General features: G+C 38.1%; 14 protein-coding genes. 2 read left to right on the forward strand and 12 right to left on the reverse strand.

What is annotated here, in order from left to right; all coding sequences use genetic code 11:
• Positions 1 to 207 precede the first annotated feature (207 nt).
• From PCY70_RS02580 to PCY70_RS02595, 4 genes are all read right to left on the reverse strand, one after another.
• Positions 208 to 3,195 (reverse strand): copper amine oxidase N-terminal domain-containing protein, encoded by a 2,988-nt coding sequence (locus PCY70_RS02580; RefSeq protein WP_305768334.1) that lies wholly within the window; start codon positions 3,193 to 3,195, stop codon positions 208 to 210.
• A 324-nt stretch (positions 3,196 to 3,519) separates the two neighbouring features.
• Positions 3,520 to 3,804 (reverse strand): stalk domain-containing protein, encoded by a 285-nt coding sequence (locus tag PCY70_RS02585; protein ID WP_305768335.1) that lies wholly within the window; start codon positions 3,802 to 3,804, stop codon positions 3,520 to 3,522.
• Between the two features lie 89 nt (positions 3,805 to 3,893).
• The gene (locus PCY70_RS02590) at positions 3,894 to 7,028 is read right to left on the reverse strand and encodes a copper amine oxidase N-terminal domain-containing protein (RefSeq protein WP_305768336.1); all 3,135 of its coding nucleotides are present in this window, start codon (positions 7,026 to 7,028) and stop codon (positions 3,894 to 3,896) included.
• A 428-nt stretch (positions 7,029 to 7,456) separates the two neighbouring features.
• A complete protein-coding gene (locus tag PCY70_RS02595) occupies positions 7,457 to 10,519 on the reverse strand; it encodes a copper amine oxidase N-terminal domain-containing protein (RefSeq protein WP_305768337.1) in 3,063 nt (1,020 codons plus the stop codon).
• A gap of 433 nt (positions 10,520 to 10,952) precedes the next feature.
• On the opposite strand from PCY70_RS02595, the gene PCY70_RS02600 reads away from it, so the two are divergent.
• A complete protein-coding gene (locus PCY70_RS02600; protein WP_305768338.1) occupies positions 10,953 to 11,732 on the forward strand; it encodes a thymidylate synthase in 780 nt (259 codons plus the stop codon).
• 5 nt (positions 11,733 to 11,737) lie between these two features.
• Positions 11,738 to 12,223, forward strand: a complete 486-nt coding sequence (locus PCY70_RS02605; protein ID WP_305768938.1) for a dihydrofolate reductase — start codon at positions 11,738 to 11,740, stop codon at positions 12,221 to 12,223.
• On the opposite strand, the gene ispG is transcribed toward PCY70_RS02605, so the two are convergent.
• From ispG to tsf, 8 genes are all read right to left on the reverse strand, one after another.
• On the reverse strand, positions 12,218 to 13,255 hold the full coding sequence (ispG, locus tag PCY70_RS02610) for a flavodoxin-dependent (E)-4-hydroxy-3-methylbut-2-enyl-diphosphate synthase (RefSeq protein WP_305768339.1): 1,038 nt from the start codon (positions 13,253 to 13,255) through the stop codon (positions 12,218 to 12,220). The two genes, PCY70_RS02605 and ispG, sit on opposite strands and share 6 nt — an antisense overlap.
• Before the next feature lie 87 nt (positions 13,256 to 13,342).
• Positions 13,343 to 14,371: a M50 family metallopeptidase gene (locus PCY70_RS02615; protein ID WP_010168597.1), complete on the reverse strand. Its 1,029-nt coding sequence runs from the start codon at positions 14,369 to 14,371 to the stop codon at positions 13,343 to 13,345.
• Positions 14,372 to 15,523: a 1-deoxy-D-xylulose-5-phosphate reductoisomerase gene (locus tag PCY70_RS02620; RefSeq protein WP_330697039.1), complete on the reverse strand. Its 1,152-nt coding sequence runs from the start codon at positions 15,521 to 15,523 to the stop codon at positions 14,372 to 14,374.
• 18 nt (positions 15,524 to 15,541) lie between these two features.
• Positions 15,542 to 16,417: a phosphatidate cytidylyltransferase gene (locus tag PCY70_RS02625; RefSeq protein WP_305768340.1), complete on the reverse strand. Its 876-nt coding sequence runs from the start codon at positions 16,415 to 16,417 to the stop codon at positions 15,542 to 15,544.
• Positions 16,365 to 17,063 (reverse strand): isoprenyl transferase, encoded by a 699-nt coding sequence (locus PCY70_RS02630; RefSeq protein ID WP_305768341.1) that lies wholly within the window; start codon positions 17,061 to 17,063, stop codon positions 16,365 to 16,367. The genes PCY70_RS02625 and PCY70_RS02630 overlap by 53 nt, the downstream gene beginning before the upstream one ends.
• 18 nt (positions 17,064 to 17,081) lie before the next feature.
• Positions 17,082 to 17,624, reverse strand: a complete 543-nt coding sequence (gene frr / locus PCY70_RS02635) for a ribosome recycling factor (RefSeq protein ID WP_010168605.1) — start codon at positions 17,622 to 17,624, stop codon at positions 17,082 to 17,084.
• A 17-nt stretch (positions 17,625 to 17,641) separates the two neighbouring features.
• Positions 17,642 to 18,343 (reverse strand): UMP kinase, encoded by a 702-nt coding sequence (pyrH, locus tag PCY70_RS02640; protein WP_010168607.1) that lies wholly within the window; start codon positions 18,341 to 18,343, stop codon positions 17,642 to 17,644.
• Between the two features lie 123 nt (positions 18,344 to 18,466).
• Entirely contained in the window at positions 18,467 to 19,393 is a 927-nt protein-coding gene (tsf, locus tag PCY70_RS02645) for a translation elongation factor Ts (protein ID WP_010168609.1), read from the reverse strand.
• Between the last annotated feature and the right edge of the window lie 2 nt (positions 19,394 to 19,395).

Consider the following 19,395-nt stretch of genomic DNA (forward strand, 5'->3'; position numbering starts at 1 on the left):
GCAATAAATGTGTGATACATCTGCTATAATTGAAATTATATAAGATACTGCAGAAAAAGTCAATGAATGACAATAAAACGTAATTATCATGTAATTAAATGTAATGAAAAGTGTTTTAAAGTTAAAAAAAGAGGAGAACATATAGTTCTCCCGAGTAGCAAATGAATTAATTCAGATAGAAAATACTAAAAACTAAGATGATAAAAATTAATTACTAAATGTTGCGATACTAGTAGCATTATCCCAGTGAACAGTTAAGCCTAAAGATTCTGCGATAGGTCTAATCGGTGCATACGCACGATTGTCGGATCCGATAGTCATAGCTTCACCCATAATGACAGGGTTACCGTTTACTGTAAGAATTTTTGAACCATTCTTAACGGTTACTAAAGTTGAACCAGGCTCGGCAATTTTTCCGTTGGTAATGGTGATGGTCATAACATCAAATTCATCGTGACCATATTTAATTTGATCTTCGTCTATTCCAAAGAATGATGCGATATCACGCACGCCAATCATAGACCAGCCAGAAGTTGTGATATAAGGCCGAGAGGTCATAGCAACAGGTGTTCCGTTTACTGTAGTTCTACCAGATTTGAAGTCTACTTTAGAAACAGTGGATATTTTCTCTTTCTCTGGCTCAATATTTTCTCCGATATGCAAATAGTCTTGATATTCTAAGTCGCTATCCCCAGAAAAATCAATGGCATCGCCCCTAATTGTGAGATCATAGGCACCTCTAGGCGTACCAGCCCAAATGTCATACTCGATATTTTCGATGGTAATGGTTCCAGGGATATCGTCAGATTCTTCGGTGATGGTAATTGTGAGTGTACCTTCTTTGCCATCAAAGTCTGTATCGATTTCAAGCCCGGACTGTTCATCGGTAAATACATTTCCGTCATCAAATGATCTGCTATCAAGTCCGATATCTTCTAATTCGATGATGATTTCATGCCCATCCCTAAACATTTCTGCGGCAGTTTCTTTGAGAACAATCTTGCCGGTTTTTTGTTCTTTAACACCTAGGTCGAGATAGACAGGTTCGGCCGTGACGGTGAAAGGCGTTTTAATATTACCAACAACTACGGTTTTTTCTTCGTCTTTAAAGTTATCGCTTTCGACAGTAACGGTCATATCACCTGCCTTTGTACCAGCATTGGCGCGTACTTTAAGCTCAAAAGTAAGCTCTTCTAATATTTGGTGCCATTTTGCATCAGCGTTAGCTGTATCTTCTTGGAAATATATTCCTTCGCAAGCATCGTAAAGTTCATCGAGATCTAAAGTATATTCTTCATCATCATCATGACTGAATATTTTTTGGTCATCATTTTGAACTTCGCCACCTTCAAATTTAAAAGTTATGCTTTCTAAGTTGTCTTTCAAATCTGGGTCCAGTTTTCCGTTATTCAATTTGAAGAAGAATTCGTCTCTTGGGTTGATAGCACCGCCTACGATTTCTTGAATGGCAATTTCTATTGTATCAGAATCTTGACCAGCATAAAGTTCGGCTTCATCAAGTATCTCTACCAAAACATTGTCGTCTATTACTTCTGCAATGGTCAATGTTTCTTGTATTTCATCTGCATCTTTGAAATCAAGATGACCAACTTTGTCGCCTTCCTCGAGGCTGTCTGGGTCAACTTGAGTTATTGACAATTCGACGTCTCCAAGAGAAAGCTCGGTATGTCTAGATTCAAGTTCAATTGGCAAATTATGAAATTCGATGCCGCCCTCATATTTACGGTTGATGCCCGTTGTACGATTAGTTTCATCAATAATTCTAAGTACGACTTCATTATGTTCTGCGGCAAGAATTTCTACTTGAATATAGTTATCAAAGCCTCTTAAACCTCCAGTTAGTTGAATATGACCTGCAAGAGCACCGGGTTCGCCATCTTTGGTTATATTGCCGGTATCGGAATCAATAGTAGCTTTTTCGTTCCATAATCTGTCACCTTCACGTAAATCAAATGCAAGATCGCTATCACTGAGTTGAAGATGGAAAATCGCACCATCTGTACCTTGGTCTAAAATGTCTGGCATATCGATACTATAGTCATCTGTGGAAAATTCTCCATCGAACACAAATTCTTGATTTTCTTCTATTTCGAAGATACCCAATTCGCCTTTGCCATCCACTGAGAGTTGACCGTCGCGTTTAAGATTGATATCTGCAATATCGCCACTAACTTCGGGATTGGAGCTAATAACTAATTTGTTGCTATAGATTTCTTTACCATCTACATCAAGAGCAGGTGCCTTGCCAGAAACCCTAAAGGCTACGGGTACATAAAGACGTTCATTTAATCCTTTACTAAAGTTTTGGTAAAACTCAACATCTAAAACGGAGTCGTCGCCATAGTTGTCTCTAAATATTGTAAAATCTTTAAGATAGAGTTGAGTATTAGGTAGGTCGGTTGTAAAAGTGAAATCGGTTTTACCAGCAGTAATTAACCCTGACATGTCACCAGCATTGGGATTAAATGGTGTGATACTGCCGGTATTGCGTACGAAATCAGTTTTTCCATTATTTGGAACTACGTTGATATAAAGTGGTTCTTTGTCAACACCAAATGGTATTTTTTTACTCTCTTTTGGAGCGACTTTTTGAAACATAAATATTTCAGTAACATTACCAGCGGGGTTTTGGATATAGTTAGTATTAGGAGTAGAATCTCGAAGATAGGACTTTCGTTGTGCATATGGTATTGATACATATGAGGTATAGTTACCGTCCTTATCAATTGCAAAAATTCTATCTGCGTAGCCAACATATGAAGCATTTTTACCAGTTAATTCACCATCGGTGAGATCGGAGTCTTTTGAATAATCTGTGAGTGCGTACACCGTATCGTTGGTGATGCCCTCATAATCATTTAAGGTAACATCCTCAGAAAAAGTATTGTCCCCTTTTGTTTCTGCATAAAGTTTTTCGTCGAATTTGATGTCTAGTCCTTTAATTTGAAATTGTATAGGAGAGTCGTGACTGGCTTTCATAGGGTCATTGTTGTTATTATTGATCTGTAAATTGATTGCCTCTTTGTCAGCGGCAGTGTTCATGTATCCGAACTCATTAGACATAAGCATAGATTCTTTGTTTACTAAAATTTGTATTGCGCTGGTGAGTGTAGGCATTGTGGAAGTTATTATAGTTGCTGCCATTAGCATTGCTAATTTCTGACGTAATTTCATTTTTATATCCCCCTATTTTTATCTATATATGTTGTATGATTAGTATGTCAAGCCAAAAGACCAGTTATTTTGCAGTGGATGCTTTTGGCTTCTTCTTTGGCTTTTATATTTAGGGTAGCAGTTATGTGTCTTGCTTGCTGCTACATTTAGAATTATATAATATATAGCGCAAAAAGTCAATAAACGGAGATATTTTGTAATTTTTGCGTAATAATGTGTCGTTGTGTTACATAATAAAATAGGGACTATAAAGGGGTTATGTAAAATAAAGATTTATACCGTAATATTATGTGTAACAAAAAAAGAGCCGAAGCTCTCTGAGTATTAATTTGAAAATGTTGCGATACTATTTATTCCGTCCCAAGATACAGTGAGGCCTAATGCTTCTGCTATAGGTTTGATAGGTGCATAAGCTCGGTTGTCGGAACCGATAGTCATGGCTTCGCCCATTATCACCGGATTTCCGTTTACAGTTAAAATTTTAGAACCATGTTTTACAGTGACAAGCGTAGAGCCTGCTTCTGCTATTTTTACAGATGTTGTTTCGTCTTCGATGTATTCAACCATTTCATCGGAGTCATAGCGCTGGTCTTTGGCATCATCTTCCATGTCATTGTAAGTTCTGTAGTATGATTTGTAAATAGCATATCATATTAAAATGAACAAGCAATAAAAAAAGAGCCGGAGCCCTCTAAGTATTAATTTGAAAATGTTGCGATACTATTTATTCCGTCCCAAGATACAGTGAGTCCTAATGCTTCTGCTATAGGTCTGATAGGTGCATAAGCTCGGTTGTCGGAGCCGATAGTCATGGCTTCGCCCATTATCACTGGATTTCCGTTTACAGTTAAAATTTTAGAACCATGTTTTACAGTGACAAGCGTAGAGCCTGCTTCTGCTATTTTGCCGTTTCGAATTGTAACAGTCATAACATTATTTTCGTCATGTCCAAATGAAATTTGTTCTTCTGGGATTCCGAAGAATAGAGCAAGGTCGCGAACGCCGATCATCGACCATCCTGTAGGGGTGATATATGGTCTAGAGGTCATAGCCACTCGAGTACCATTTACTGTTGTGGAGCCAGATCTAAAGTTTACGATTGTTTTTATTTGTGTTTTTTCGACTTCTGGATTTTCGCCAGTGCCAACAGTTAAATAATCTGCTATTTTTACAGATGTTGTTTCGTCTTCGATGTATTCAACCATTTCATCGGAGTCGTAGCGCTGATCTTTGGCATCATCTTCCATGTCATTGTAAGTTTTATTAGCATGGTCAAGAGCATCACCGCTGATAAATAAATTATATTCGCCTCTAGGTGTTCCTGCCCAAATGTCAAATTCTAGATCTGAAACTATAATTTGTCCAGGAACATCATCGGATTCTTCTTCTATTGTAAGTATAATTAGACCGTCTTTTATGGAAATATCGGCGTCGATTCCGGAATTAGCATCGAAGTTAACCTCCGCATCAACGATATGTTGGTCTTCCAAACCTATGATAATTTCATGACCATCGAGTAACATTTCTTCTTGAGTTTCTTTGATAATAATATTTCCAGTACGTTGCTCTTTAAGTCCGATATCGAGGTAAATAGGTTCTGCTTCTATTACAAATGGACGCGTAACATTTCCGACTACAAACGTAACTTCCTCATCAGCTAGGTTGTCGCTTTCGATGGTAAGTGTAATATTTCCTGCATCTGCATCTGCATCAGCTCCAAGTTCTAGCTCAAAAGTGAGAGATTCAAGGATTTCGTACCAAGCTTCTTCGTCGTCTTCTTCGAAATACGTACCTTCGCAAGCATCATAGAGATTATCAAGGTCTAATATATATTCGTCGCCATCTTTTAGCAATACATTTGCGTCAACATTGTCTATAGACCCAGAATCAAACTCAAACTCAATGTCAATGTCATCATCTTCGTTTGTGACAACATAAGCATTATCAAATCGAAGATAGAACTCATCTCTAAGGTTGATAGATCCGCCAACAAGCTCGCGCAACGTAATTTCAATTTTGTCAGTAGTTTGACCAGCAACAAGTTCAGCTTCTTCGTCGATGCTAATTAGAACATCATCAGAATTTATTTTGGCAATAGTAAAGGTTTCGTCCGCACCGCGTGCATTGCTAAAGTCAACGTCATCAACTTGGCCGTTATTTTCAAAGTGGACATTATCGACTTCTGTTACGATCATTTCTAGATCGCCTTCTTTTAGTTCATCATGTCTAGAGCTGATTTCGATTGGAAGATTGACAAATTCGAAGCCACCTTCATAGTTACGAGTTTTTTCTGAATGCAGTGATTCGTCGATAATTCTAATAACCAATTCTTCGTCTTGTACACCAAGAACTTCGACCTGAATATAGTCTTCATAACCACGGAATCCACCGGTTAATTGAATGTACTGAGCAAGAGCACCCTCTCTGCCAGGTTCATTATTGGCTGGGTCAGGTTTTAAATCCCAATACCTATCGCCTTCTGATAAACCATCAAATGCTAGCTTGCTGTTTTTAAGTTGGATATGATATGTGCGTCCATCTTTTGCGGCTTCTAAGTCTTCTCTAATTTCATCATTAGAACGATCATTGGTCGCAGTAAATTCACCATTAAAGACAAACATTAGAGTTTCTTCGATTTCGAATGAACCGAGATTACCTTTGCCGTCAATAGAAAGATGTCCTAAATCTTTATCATGTATATCGACGCTATGTTCGCTGATGGTGGTATTAGAGGATAAAGCAACATCCCAGCCGATTGTGAAGTAGCCGGTTTCGTCATGAAGTCTAATGGAAGGTTTTGGTCCCGTAACTCTAAATGCTAGTGGCACATACATTCTTTGGGTTACGGCATTTGTGCCTAAGCGGTTATAGATCGCCATCTCTAATGTTTTGGCATCGCCATATTGGTCGCGGTACAATGTATATTCTTTGATATATGCTCTAGTTCCTGTGCCCTGTCCACCAAGTGGTGCAAAGATATCTTCTCCAAATTGGTCATATACGTTCCAGTCATCGATGGAATCTTCGTTATAGAGAGCAATTGGTTGAGGTTCGTCATCGTTTATTACTAATTTATCACGTGTAGATGAACTATGTTCTTTGTCTCCACTAGGGTCTTTGATCATATTTAAAAAAACGCTTTCGCCTGTGTCGATGGTATCACCGTCGTCATTATTGTCTTTCGATGCAAGTCCAAACAAATAAATTTCATCGCCTGAGTTAAGGTAGTTTTTATAATTGTTGCGTATGCCCGCATATTCCATTGATACATACGATGTATAATTGCCATCTTCATCGATAGTGAATAATCTATGAGGATACATATGCTTGCCAGAGGAATCATTACTACCTCCGGGTCCTGCTTCTGAGCCACTAGTTAAATCTGATGCAAGCTGACGATCGTTGCGTTTTGAATTATCCGCAAGAGCGTAGGGGTATTTACGATTTAGTGGTTCGGGATCTTTATAATCATAAGAAGAAAGCATTGTATCATATTGTAATGTATATCCATCGAGATCCTTGTAAGTTTCTTGAAATAGGTTTTCATCAAAAGAAATATCCTTGGAAGTAATCTCTACAATAGCAGGCAAGTGACTTTCTTGGAGAGGATATAAATCACTGCTATTATTTCTGATTTGCAAATTGATGGCTTGGTTTTGCGCTGGATATATATCGCCATCTTCTTCTTGGTAATAACCGTATTTATTGTACTCACTGTCGGTGGTCATCGATTCCTTGACGACATCAACAATAACGGCACGAGTTATAACGGGTGTAGCAGAAGTGACCATAGCTGCCGCCATAACCATTGCTAATTTCTGACGTAGTTTCATTTTAAATCCCCCTTAATATTATGCGTACTAGAACTTTCTTTTGCCAAAAGCAAGTTAAAAATATAATAAAAAAATATATATGCTTTTGGATTTTCTTTGGCTTTTATATTTAACATAATTATGAGATATTCTCAATCTACCCCTAGAATTATATTATAAGCGTTATAAATAGTCAACAAAAAATGTCAATTCGTAACTATAATGTAACTAATTGTACCGATATTACACAAATAAGTCAAAAAAGTCCAAGATTTGCCATAAATATTTCATTGCTATTGCTTGATTTATTGAAGTAATTTTATGAAAAAATACCATTGTACAAATTTTAAAGAAATATAATCATTGCCATATAGTGGCATAGAGACTTGATTATCATAAAAAAAGACAAAAAAAGAGGGAGCAACTAATCTCCCTTGTGAGTTATAGTATTAATTTTGGAATGTTGCTGTACTGGTGGCGTTGTTCCAATCTACAGTTAATCCAAGTGCTTCGGCGATTGGTCTGATAGGAGCATAGGCACGGTTATCAGAGCCGATAGTCATTGGTTCACCCATAATTACAGGAGTTCCGTTTACCATAAGAATTTTTGATCCATGTTTAACAGTTACAAGGGTGGATCCTGGAGCTCCGATTGGCCCGTTTGTAATAGTTACGTTCATAACATTGTTTTCGTCATGACCATATGCGATTTGCTGTTCATCTATTCCAAAGAATGTTGCAATATCACGTACACCGATCATTGACCATCCTGCAGGAGTGATATAAGGTCTGGATGTCATAGAAACACGTTGACCATTTACTGTAGTTGTGCCTGATCTAAAGTCAACAACTGTAACAACTTTAGGAGTTTCTGGTTCTGTTGCTTCGGCGCCAACGGTCAAATAATCTGCAACAGTGATATCAGATTCATCTACAAACGCATCAAAAATATCGTCTTCGTCTTTGTCATTATCATCATAGAGTTGATCATAAGTACTGTTAGAGAATTCTACAGCGTTACCACCGATATATAAGTCGTAACCGCCTCTTGGAGTGCCTGCCCAAATGTCGAAAACGATATTTTCTATCGTAATTGTACCAGGTCCGTCATCAGATTCGTCTGTAATTTCTAGAACAAGTAAACCGTCTTCAAAGTTGGCATCAACGTCTAGTCCAGAGTTTTTGTCGGTATAAACGTCTGCATCGTCAAAGGTTTTGTTGCTAGAGCCAAGATCTTCGATAGCTAGGATAATTTCGGTGCCATCTTTGAACATTTCTTCATCAGTTTCTGTGAAGGTAATTTTGCCGGTTGATTGATCTTTGACACCTAGATTAATTAGAACAGGAGGTGCACTGACTCTAAATGAAGGTGAGACTGTTCCGATAGCAAAAGATATTTCTTCTTCTTTAAAATTATCACTTTCGATGACCATTTGCATAGTGCCTGAAACGCCTGCCTGAGCTTCTATCTCCAGTTCGAATTCGAGTTCTGACAGAATATCGTGCCAATCGTCTTCTTTTTGGTCGTTGCTGCCAGAAAGAAATCCAATTTTTTCTAATTCATCATACATAGCGTCAAGGTCTAATATATATTCACCATCATCTTCGTATAAGATATTATCAGGATCATTTGCTAGGTCGCCACTATCAAAATGGAATTCAACATTTTCTAAACTGCCACTGACAATGTCAGCATTAATGAAACTGATAAAAAATTCATCTCTAGAATCAATGGAGCCAGCAATGAGTTCGCCAAGACGTATTTCGATTGTACCAGAATCTTGCCCTGCAACTAAGTCGACGTCGTCTAAAACTTCAAATGTAACGTCTTCGTCGACAACTTTGGCTATGACAAATTCTTCTTCGGCTTCGTTGGCATCATCGTAATCAAAAAGACCTATATCTCCGCCCTTGTTTTTGTACTCGATATCTTCAACCTGTGTAACAGTGAGTTCGATATCGCCAAGATCAAGTTCGTCATGCCTTGACGCTATTTCTACAGGTAAATTATGGAATTCGATAGCTCCTTCGTAGTTGCGTTGACTGTACGTATCAGTAGTATCAATAACTCGGATTAACATTTCGTTTTCTTCTACTGCCAACACTTCTATTTGAACATAGTCTTCTTTTCCGCGTAAGCCACCACTTAATTGAATATGATTTTGAAGAGTACCAGGTTCGGAAGTGACTTTGTTGCTCTCATCTATTTCCCACTCGTCCCAGTATCTGTCGCCTTCGTTTAGAGCAAATTCTAAATTTTTGGCCTGAAGTTGAAGTAAAAATGCTCCGCCACCTGTGGTGCCACCATCTGTATCGTCATCTGGATCAAGATAAAAATCACCTTCCCAGTCTTTTCCGGTTGCAAAAAATTCGCCAGAAAATACATATTCTTGCTTCTCTTCTAATTCAAATACGCCGAGTTTGCCGCTACCATCAACAGCTACTTGCCCTTTGCTGTTTAAATTTATGTCTATAAGATCGCCACTAACTTCTGAATTTGAACTAAGTGTAAGTTTATTAGCAAAAATTTCGTCACCGTCTACTTTGATAGATGGAGATTTACCAGTAACTGTGAATGCCATAGGTACATATACACGAGAATCTAAATTTCTGTTCATATTTTGATAAATTTCAACAGCAAGAGTTTGGTCATTGTATCTATCTGGAGATATAGTAAACTCTTTTAGATATAGTTGGCCGTTTAGTGGATTGCTAGTAGCAGGATCGACGAAAGAAAAAGCGGTGTTGAAGCTGCCAGTATTGATGTTGCCCTCATTAGGCTTAATGATATGGGTAATCTCTTGAGGATTCACGTCTTTGATAGAAGTAAAATTGGGGCTTAATTGACTGCCGTTTTCTGTCAAATTTATATAAATAGGAACGCCATCGTTGTTTTTAGCTTCGGCGAAGAAATACGCTTCGTCAATAGATGTTGTCTTGTTTTCTGCATAGGTAGCGTTTGTTGCAGCATTATTGAGATAACGTTTTTTGGAAGCATAAGATGTAGATACATAAGAAGTATAGTTTCCATCTTCGTCAATAGCAAAAAGTCTGTTAGGTAACCCTCCCATTTCGGCAACATAGGAGCCATCGTTATCTGCTGAAATATCTTCTACTGCAAATACGGCGTTGGATGGAATTTGGATTGTGTCATCTTCTACTAAGGTATAGTCTTCCAAATCGACTTCCTCGTTGAAGGCATCGTTTCCTTTTGTTTCGGTATAATACGTAGAGGCGAATTCGATATCTGTACCTATTATCTCAAAAAATAATGGACTACGTGCACCATACAAGATATCGTTATTATTATTGTAGATAATTAAATTTGAAGCTTCGTTTTTTACTTGATAATCTTCTAATTTAATATACCAGTATTTATTATAGTTATCTTTGACTTGTGTGGTCATAGATTCTTTATTAACTGCTAAATTGATGGCACTGGTTGTAACTGGTATGGTTGTGGCTATAGTAGTTGCTGCTAAAACCATTGCTAATTTTTGCTTTAATTTCATGTAGAAATCCTCCTTGTGGTTTGCGATAATTCCAAAATGTAAAGCCAAAAGCTGTTTATTTTTTCGGTAGGCACAAGCTGTCAATGCGTTTATGTATTGCAATCACTTTTAGCTTTGTTTGGCTTTTATATTTATATGTAGTAGGCAGAAAAAAAATTATACCTAACTATACATGGAAGTATATTCTAATTATGATTAAAAGTCAACAAACAGGAATATTTTGTAATTTGCATGTAATATATACAAACTATATTATTGCTCGTAAAACCTTGACAATAATAAATTAATCTAATTTTAATAGTTTTGAAAAAAGATTTATGTTAAATTTGATGGTTATTGCAAGTAAGTAAAAAAAAATTTTATGAGTACAGTTATAATTGCATATTGATAGTGGGAATACTTATATATATAACTAATGAGGTGAGGTGTATTTTTGAAGCAATATAAAGATTTGGTTCAGTATATTATGGATAACGGAGTTTATAAGGAAGATAGAACAGGTGTAGGGACGATCAGTACATTTGGATATCAGATGCGCTTTAATTTAGCAGAGGGATTTCCGTTGGTGACTTTAAAGCGGACTTACTTTAAGGGGATTGCACATGAATTGCTATGGTTTTTGAGTGGAGATACAAATATAAAATATCTTGTGGATAAAAATGTTCATATTTGGGATGAATGGGCGGATGAAAACGGAGATTTGGGCCCAGTTTATGGAGCGCAATGGAGAAGCTTTTCGGGAGTTGATCAGATTGCACATGTAATAGAAGAAATTAAGTCTAATCCTGATTCTAGAAGGTTGATTGTAACTGCTTGGAATGTCCCAGAGATAGAAAAGATGGCGCTTCCGCCATGCCATATGTTTTTTCAATTTTATGTTGCAGAAGGAAAACTGTCGTGCCAGATGTACCAGCGTTCGGCAGATACGTTTTTGGGGGTGCCATTTAACATTGCGTCTTATTCTTTATTAGTGCACATGATAGCAGCTGTAACCGATTTAGAGGTGGGAGATTTTGTCCATACTATAGGGGATGCTCACATTTATACAAACCATTTGCAGCAAGTAAAGTTGATGCTAAAGCGAGAGCCTAAATCACTGCCCAAAATTCGAATATTGCGCAAAGTGGATTCAATTTTTGACTTTAGATATGAAGATTTTGAGTTGCTAGATTACAATCCGCATAAAGCGATCAAAGCTGAGGTGGCAGTGTGATAAAGATGATAGTTGCTGTATCGAAAAATGGACAAATAGGAATAGCAAATGAGCTGCCTTGGAATATAAAAGAAGATATGAACTACTTCAGAAAGATGACTACCGCCAAGACTGTGATAATGGGACGTAAAACCTTTAACAGTATAGGGCGCCCGCTGCCAAATCGCCGAAATATAGTGTTGACTACAAATACGGATTTGAAAATAGCAGGTGTCGAGGTGGTGACAAACTTTGCGGAAGCCCTGATCATTGCAAGAGAAGAAGATGCGTTTGTAATAGGTGGAGGTCAAATTTATGAGCTATTTATGCCATATGCAGAGGAGCTGTATATAACAGAAGTGGATGTCAACATTGATGGAGATGCTGCATTTCCGGAGTATCGCAACAAATTTGTGTGTGTAGAAACAATAGAAAAATCTGCCAATGACAGTAAATATAATTATAGGTTTACAAAATGGATTGCAGCTGATGAAGTGCCGGAGGGCCTATAGTAAACTTTGGAACTCTTTGCAAAAAGTAGTGAATAGCTCGTCTTCGGGTACTTTGCGGATGATTTGACCCTTTTTAAAAATAATTCCAGAGCCGTTTCCTCCCGCAATGCCGATGTCTGCCTCGCGCGCTTCACCAGGTCCGTTGACAATACAACCCATTACGGCTACTTTTAGATCTGCAGAAAAATTTTGCGTGTATGCTTCTACTTTATGAACAAGTTTGATTAGATCAAATTGTGTACGGCCGCAAGTGGGGCAAGAGATGATTTCGACCCCAAACTTACGGAGGTTTAGAGATTGGAGTATGGCCTTTGCGCACTTTATTTCTTGTATGGGGTCGTCGGAAAGTGAGACTCTGATGGTATTGCCGATGCCACGTGAGAGCAGGGCGCCGATGCCTATAGCAGATTTGACGGTGCCGTTGTAGAGTGTGCCGGCTTCTGTGATTCCTAGGTGTAGAGGATAGTTGTATTGTTTGGAGAATAGCTCGTATGCTGCTATACTTAGGGGAACATTGGAAGCTTTGAGAGAAACGCAGATGTCGGTAAAGTCGAGAGATTCGAGTAAATCAATATGATTTTTGGCACTGAGAACCATGGCCGTTGGTGAAACGCCGTATTGCTTAAGTAGATTTTTTTCGATAGAGCCAGAGTTGATGCCAATTCTGATGGGTATAGAATAATTTTGAGCCTTCTTGACGACCGCGGTAACGTTTTGAGGATTACTAATATTTCCTGGATTGAGTCTCAGCTTGTGTACCCCGTTTTCTATTGCAGATAGCGCAAGGCGGTAATCAAAATGAATATCGGCAACAACGGGGATCTCAACTGCTGGGATGATTTGCGATAGCGCATTGGCTGCAGCTTGATCGGGTACTGCAACACGAATTATTTCGCACCCAGCGGCTGTAAGTTCCTGGATTTGGTCGATTGTTGCGGGGATGTCGTGTGTTTTGGTGTTACACATCGATTGAATACTGATAGGATGGTTGCCTCCGATATAAACGTCTTTTACTTTGATAGTTTTGGTCATAAAATTGATCTCCTTATTGAGTAAATTTAAAAAAATCTTTGCAACGGCAGTATGTTCTGCTATTACAAAGACCTGTGAAATTGTGGCTTATGCGATTAATCTGATAATATCGTTATATAATACTACAACCATTAAGATCATCAGTAGTATAAAGCCAGCAAAGTGGAACATTGCTTCCTTCTCTTGATTGAGAGGTTTGCCACGAACTATTTCGATGAGTGTAAAAAAGATTCGTCCGCCATCGAGAGCCGGAAACGGCAAAAGGTTGAGGACAGCTAGGTTGGCTGAAAGGATTGCTGCAATTCTAGCCATATTCATAATAGCGTACATAACGCTTTCTTGGATCGAGGCATCCCAAACTTGGGTTGTAAGTTGAGCAACTCCAACGATACCTGCCATTTCTTTTACCGAAAGAGATCCTGAGATAAGCATCCAAAATCCTTGGAGTACTTCAACTAGCATCCAGCCGGTCTCTAAAAAACTTTGCCAGATAGTTTCAAAAAAGCCATAGCGCGCGCTTTTGGAATAAAAACCAAAAATTCTATTGCCATTCGCATCTATTTGTGGAGTAACAATGACATTTCTGATGGTACCAGAAGGATCTTGGATTGTCATATTGTAACTAGCGTTGCCGTTTGAGGAAATTTCCATAATTTCAGTTTGAGTTGTAACGGGGACGCCGTCGATGGCAATGATGGTATCGTCTGCCTGAACTCCTGCTAATGCGATAGGAGAGTCTGGAATAACGTTGGCTATAACATTTGAATTATATCCATTATATCCCAAAACCACCAACATAAGGACCCAGGTCAAAATGACGTTCATAAAAGCGCCTGCAACGAAAATTAACATTCTTTGTAAAGGTGATTTACTCATTAGCGACATGGGATTATTGGATTGTTCGTTCTCCCCTTCCATGGCACAATAGCCGCCGATCGGCAATAATCGAATTGTGTACAGCGTTTCTTCTTTTTTGGTACTCCAAAGTTTGGGCCCCATTCCAATTGCAAACTCATTTACCGCAACACCACATTTTTTAGCAGCAATGAAGTGCCCCCATTCATGTACTACTACAATCGTTGCGAAAATTATAACGAAAATTATAACATAAACCAACTATCTCACCCCTTCATAACATTGAGCTCTTGCCCATTTATCTATATCCAATATCTCGTCTAATGTTGGACTATTAATAATTATGTGCTTATCCAATGTTTTATGAATAAGCTTTGGAATATCTAAAAATCTAATTTTGTTTTGTAAAAATAACTCAACTGCAATTTCATTGGCTCCGTTTAATACGAGTGGAGCAGTGCCGCCGGCTTTTAGCGCTTCGAATGCTAGGTCTAAGCAAGGAAATAGCGCTGTGTTTGGACTGCTAAAATGCAAAGTAAATGCTTGCTTGAAATCTAAAGATTGAACCAAGTTGGTATCGACGCGATTAGGGTAATTTATGGCATAACTAATGGGATGCCTCATATCTGGAACACCCAATTGCGCTATTATCGACTTGTCCACAAATTCTACCATAGAATGGATGATGCTTTCTTTGTGAACAACAACATCTATATTTTCGGGGCTGATATCAAATAAAAATCTTGCCTCTATAACTTCGAGACCCTTGTTCATTAGAGTGGCGCTGTCGATAGTAATTTTTTTGCCCATGGTCCAGTTTGGGTGCTTCAAGGCTTGCTCTACTGTAACATTTGCTAGATCGGGGGCAGCGTAATCGCGAAATGGCCCACCAGAAGCCGTTAAAATTAGCTTACTAACTTCTGATTTTGTGCCTGCTTGTAAACATTCAAATATCGCGCAGTGTTCACTGTCTACAGGAATAATTTGTACTCCTTTTATTTTTGCACGCTCCATTACCAGCTCTCCGGCGCATACGAGCGTTTCTTTGTTGGCAAGAGCGATATCGATGCCGGCTTCTATTGCAGCGAGAGTGGGCACAAGACCTGCTATACCCACTACTGCTGTTATCAAAAGATCTTCTCCAGATTTGGCGATAGATGTTAGACCAAAGATGCCGCTGACCACTTGCGTTGTAGAATGTTTTGCTTTTAGGCGCTCTCGGAGCTTTGCCGCTTGTTGAGTATCTATAACGCAAACGATCTCGGGAGAAAACTCATCAATTTGTTGTTCTAATAGATCGATTTCTTTGTTACAAGAGAGACCTGTAATGGTTACGTTTTCCATATTTCGAATTACATCGAGAGATTGCGTTCCGATAGATCCTGTTGAACCTAATATAGCAATTTTTTTCATTATCTGTCTCCTTATATTTTATGGAGTATTAAATAAATAGCTAATTACAAATATAAAAGGTGTAGTTAGAAGGACGCTATCAAATCGATCTAACACCCCGCCATGGCCCGGAAAAATTTTTCCAAAGTCTTTGGCTCCGACGTTTCGCTTGATGCTAGATGCCGCCAAGTCTCCGATTTGTGATAGAACCGCCGCAAAGCAGGCCACTAACACAATTATAAAAATTTGAACAACTGTAAATGAAACATAGCCTAGCTTAATCATGACTAAGCAGTAGATAAGTGCAAAAATACTGGCTCCAACAACTCCGCCAATGGATCCTTCTACTGTTTTTTTGGGGCTAAGCTCGGGAGCAAGCTTAACTTTGCCAAATGCTCTTCCAACGAAATACGCACAAGTATCGCTCCCCCAAGTACAAACAAATAATAAAATAACCCAAAATAATCCGTTGTCAAAATTTCTAATGCTGACAATTAATCCAAACAATAGACCGATGTAGATAACTCCAAAAATTGTAGCCGCAATGTCGGTAATTGTATATTTGGGATAAGTAAGTACACCACATATTAATGGTAGCAATAAGACAAGGGATATATACATGGAGTAATATTCCATGCAAAAAGGTAAAAAGGCAAAGAATCCTACAACCAAAAGGAACCCTAATACTTTTATTGGCTTATACACAAGAGAAATAGCCCTAAAATATTCCATTATAGCAATCGCACCAAGCACAACTCCACTTATCTGCATAACCAAACTTCCACTTATCACAATCCATAAAACTAAAGGAACTCCTATCAATCCAGTTAATGTTCGAACAAGCATATAATATCCCTTCTCTCTAAACCGTTTTTCCAAATCTTCTTTTTCGATTTGCATATTCCAAAAGTGCAAGATCAAAATCTTCTTTGCTAAAATCGGGCCAATGTTTATCTGTAAAATAAAATTCACTATATGCAAGTTGCCAAGGCAAGAAATTACTGGTTCTAAGCTCACCGCTGGTTCTAATTAAAAAATCTGGATCGGGTACGTTTCCGGTATCCAAAAACTGTGCGAATACTTCTTCAGTAATTTCGGTAATTGTACCCTGTTTAAATTTTTCTGCAATTATTTTAGTAGCACGAACAATTTCATCTCGGCCACCATAGTTAATAGCAAAAATTACACAAAGCCCTGGCTTATCTTTTGTTATCAATTCGAGTTTTTTAATTTTGTGAATAATGCTATCTGAGAGCCCTTCTAGTTTGCCGATAACTCTTATTTTGATATCGCGTTTTTTGGATTTTTTGAGAGCGTCGTCGAGATAGTCTTCGAGAAGAGCCATGATTGCAGATACCTCTTCTTTAGGCCTACTCCAATTTTCTGTTGAAAAAGTATATGCAGTTATATACTTTATCTTTAGTGTTGCTGCGTACTCTACAATATCTCGTAGCGTTTCACTACCTTTTTTATGTCCAGCACTTCTTGGCAATTTTTTTGACTTAGCCCATCGACCATTTCCGTCCATAATAAATGCCACATGTTTCGGCACATCATTCATAAAAAACCTCCTATAAAACTATACTGATAAAACTTCAGAACTTTTTTGCTCGATTAATTTATCAATTTCTGCAACAAACTTGTCTGTAAGTTTTTGGACACTGTTTTCGTTTGTTGTTTGCTCGTCTTCGGTTATTTCGTTGGCCTTTTGTTGTTTTTTGAAAGAATCCATGGCCTCGCGTCTGATGTTTCTAATGGCAACTTTGGCATTTTCTCCCTTTTTCTTGATCTCTTTTGTAAGTTCTTTTCGTCGTTCTTGGGTAAGTTCTGGGAAGACTAATCTAATGACTTTGCCGTCATTAGAAGGATTTATGCCAATATCAGATTCATTAATAGCTTTTTCGATACCCTTTAGTAAAGAGCTATCCCAAGGTTGAATCTGAAGAATTCTTGCTTCGGGAACCACGATGTTGCCAACTTGTTTGATAGGAGTTAGGGTGCCATAGTAGTCTACTACAATTTTGTCGAGAACATTAGGGTTTGCGCGCCCGGCTCTAATTGTATTAAAGTCCTCCTTTAACGATAAAATTGATTTTTCCATTTTGTCTTCAAACTTTTTCATAAATATTTGCTCCTTATTTATACTATAATCTTTGTACCTATATTTTCACCATTTGCGACTTTTATTATTCCATTTTCTGCATTTAAATCAAAGACAATAATCGGTAATTTGTTATCTTTACATAAAACAACACAAGATAGATCAACGGGTTTGAGATCTTTTTCGAGTATAGTCTCGCAAGAAATTTTCTCAAACTTTATGGCGTCTTTGTTGGTGCGAGGATCGCTATCATAGACCCCATCGATGTTTTTGGCAAAAAGTAAGACATCGGCTCCAATTTCACATCCTTTGAGCGCAGCGCCAGAGTCGGTCGAAAAATATGGATGCCCTGTGCCTCCCGCAAAGAAGACGATTTTTCCGGACTTTAAGTAGTCTATTGCTTTGTCTTTGTTAAAAACCTCGGTCATAGTGCCAACGGGAAATGGTGTCATTACTACGCTTTGGACATTATATGTTTTGGTAAAATCTGACACATATAATGCGTTCATAACTGTTGCGAGCATTCCTATTTGATCTGCTGTTGTTCTGTCCATATCTCCAGAAGTGCGCCCTCGCCAAAAATTTCCGCCGCCAATAACAACGCTAACGAGAAAACCGTCATTTACTAGAGTTGTAAGTTGCTTTATAACTCCAGAAATAATTTCATTATCAAAGCCAAGGCTTTTATCTCCAGCGAGTGCTTCGCCGCTCAACTTAACCAAAATATTACTATATTGCATGTTTCACCCCATTATATTTATTGTAGACTATCTATCAGATATTTATGCCATTAATACATTATGCTAGCATATAATTCTATATTCTAAAAAAAATAGAGGACGCCAATCCCCTATTTTCTTAAACTAGTTTTGTAATTGCTTAGCAACTTCTTCAGCGAAATTTTCATCTTTCTTTTCTAAGCCTTCGCCAGTTTCAAAACGAATGAAAGATTTTATAACTTTATCTGAGCCAAGCTCTTCTTTTACATATTTTGCAACAGTGAGGCTAGGGTCTTTCACATAGTCTTGCTCCAATAAACAGAAGCTTTTTAGATTTTTGTTTAAACGACCTTCTACTATACCCGCAATGATTTTTTCGGGTTTGCGTTTGCCCTCTGGTAATTCTTGGTTTTCATTCATAGCTTGAACTAATAAAATTTCGCGTTCTTTAGATTTTGTTTCGTCTGATACGTCGCTCATAGAGATATATTCAGGATTTAATGCCGCAATTTGCATCGCAACGTTTTTGCCTACCTCTTCGGCTTTTGTATCTGTGTTATCAACATCTACTAAAACAACGATTTTTCCGCCGCCATGAGTATATGATGCTATTGTTCCTGTGGTACCCATAATTGCAATTCTGCGGATAGATAAGTTTTCTCCGATTGTTGCAATATTTTCTGTTAAAACTTGATCTACAGTTTTGTCGGCTTCTCCAGGATAAGGAAGAGCTTTTAGAGCTTCGACTGTTCTAACTTGTGTGTCTAAAACAACTTTGGCAAGGTCTTTAACGAAGGTTACAAATTTTTCGTTCTTCGCAACAAAGTCTGTTTCGGAGTTGACTTCTATTAAGGCCGCAGTTTTGTTATCTGCTGAAACCATTTGCATAACAAGTCCTTCCGCAGCGATTCTGCCAGATTTTTTAGCAGCTTTCGCAAGTCCTTTTTCGCGTAATACATCTATTGCTTTTGTAATATCTCCATTAACTTCAACCAAAACGTTTTTGCAATCAAGCATTCCGGCGCCTGTTATCTCGCGTAATTCTTTTACCATTGCAGCTGTTATCGCCATAT

The sequence above is a fragment of the Candidatus Epulonipiscium viviparus genome (genome assembly GCF_030708075.1).
Classification (GTDB): domain Bacteria; phylum Bacillota; class Clostridia; order Lachnospirales; family Cellulosilyticaceae; genus Epulonipiscioides; species Epulonipiscioides viviparus.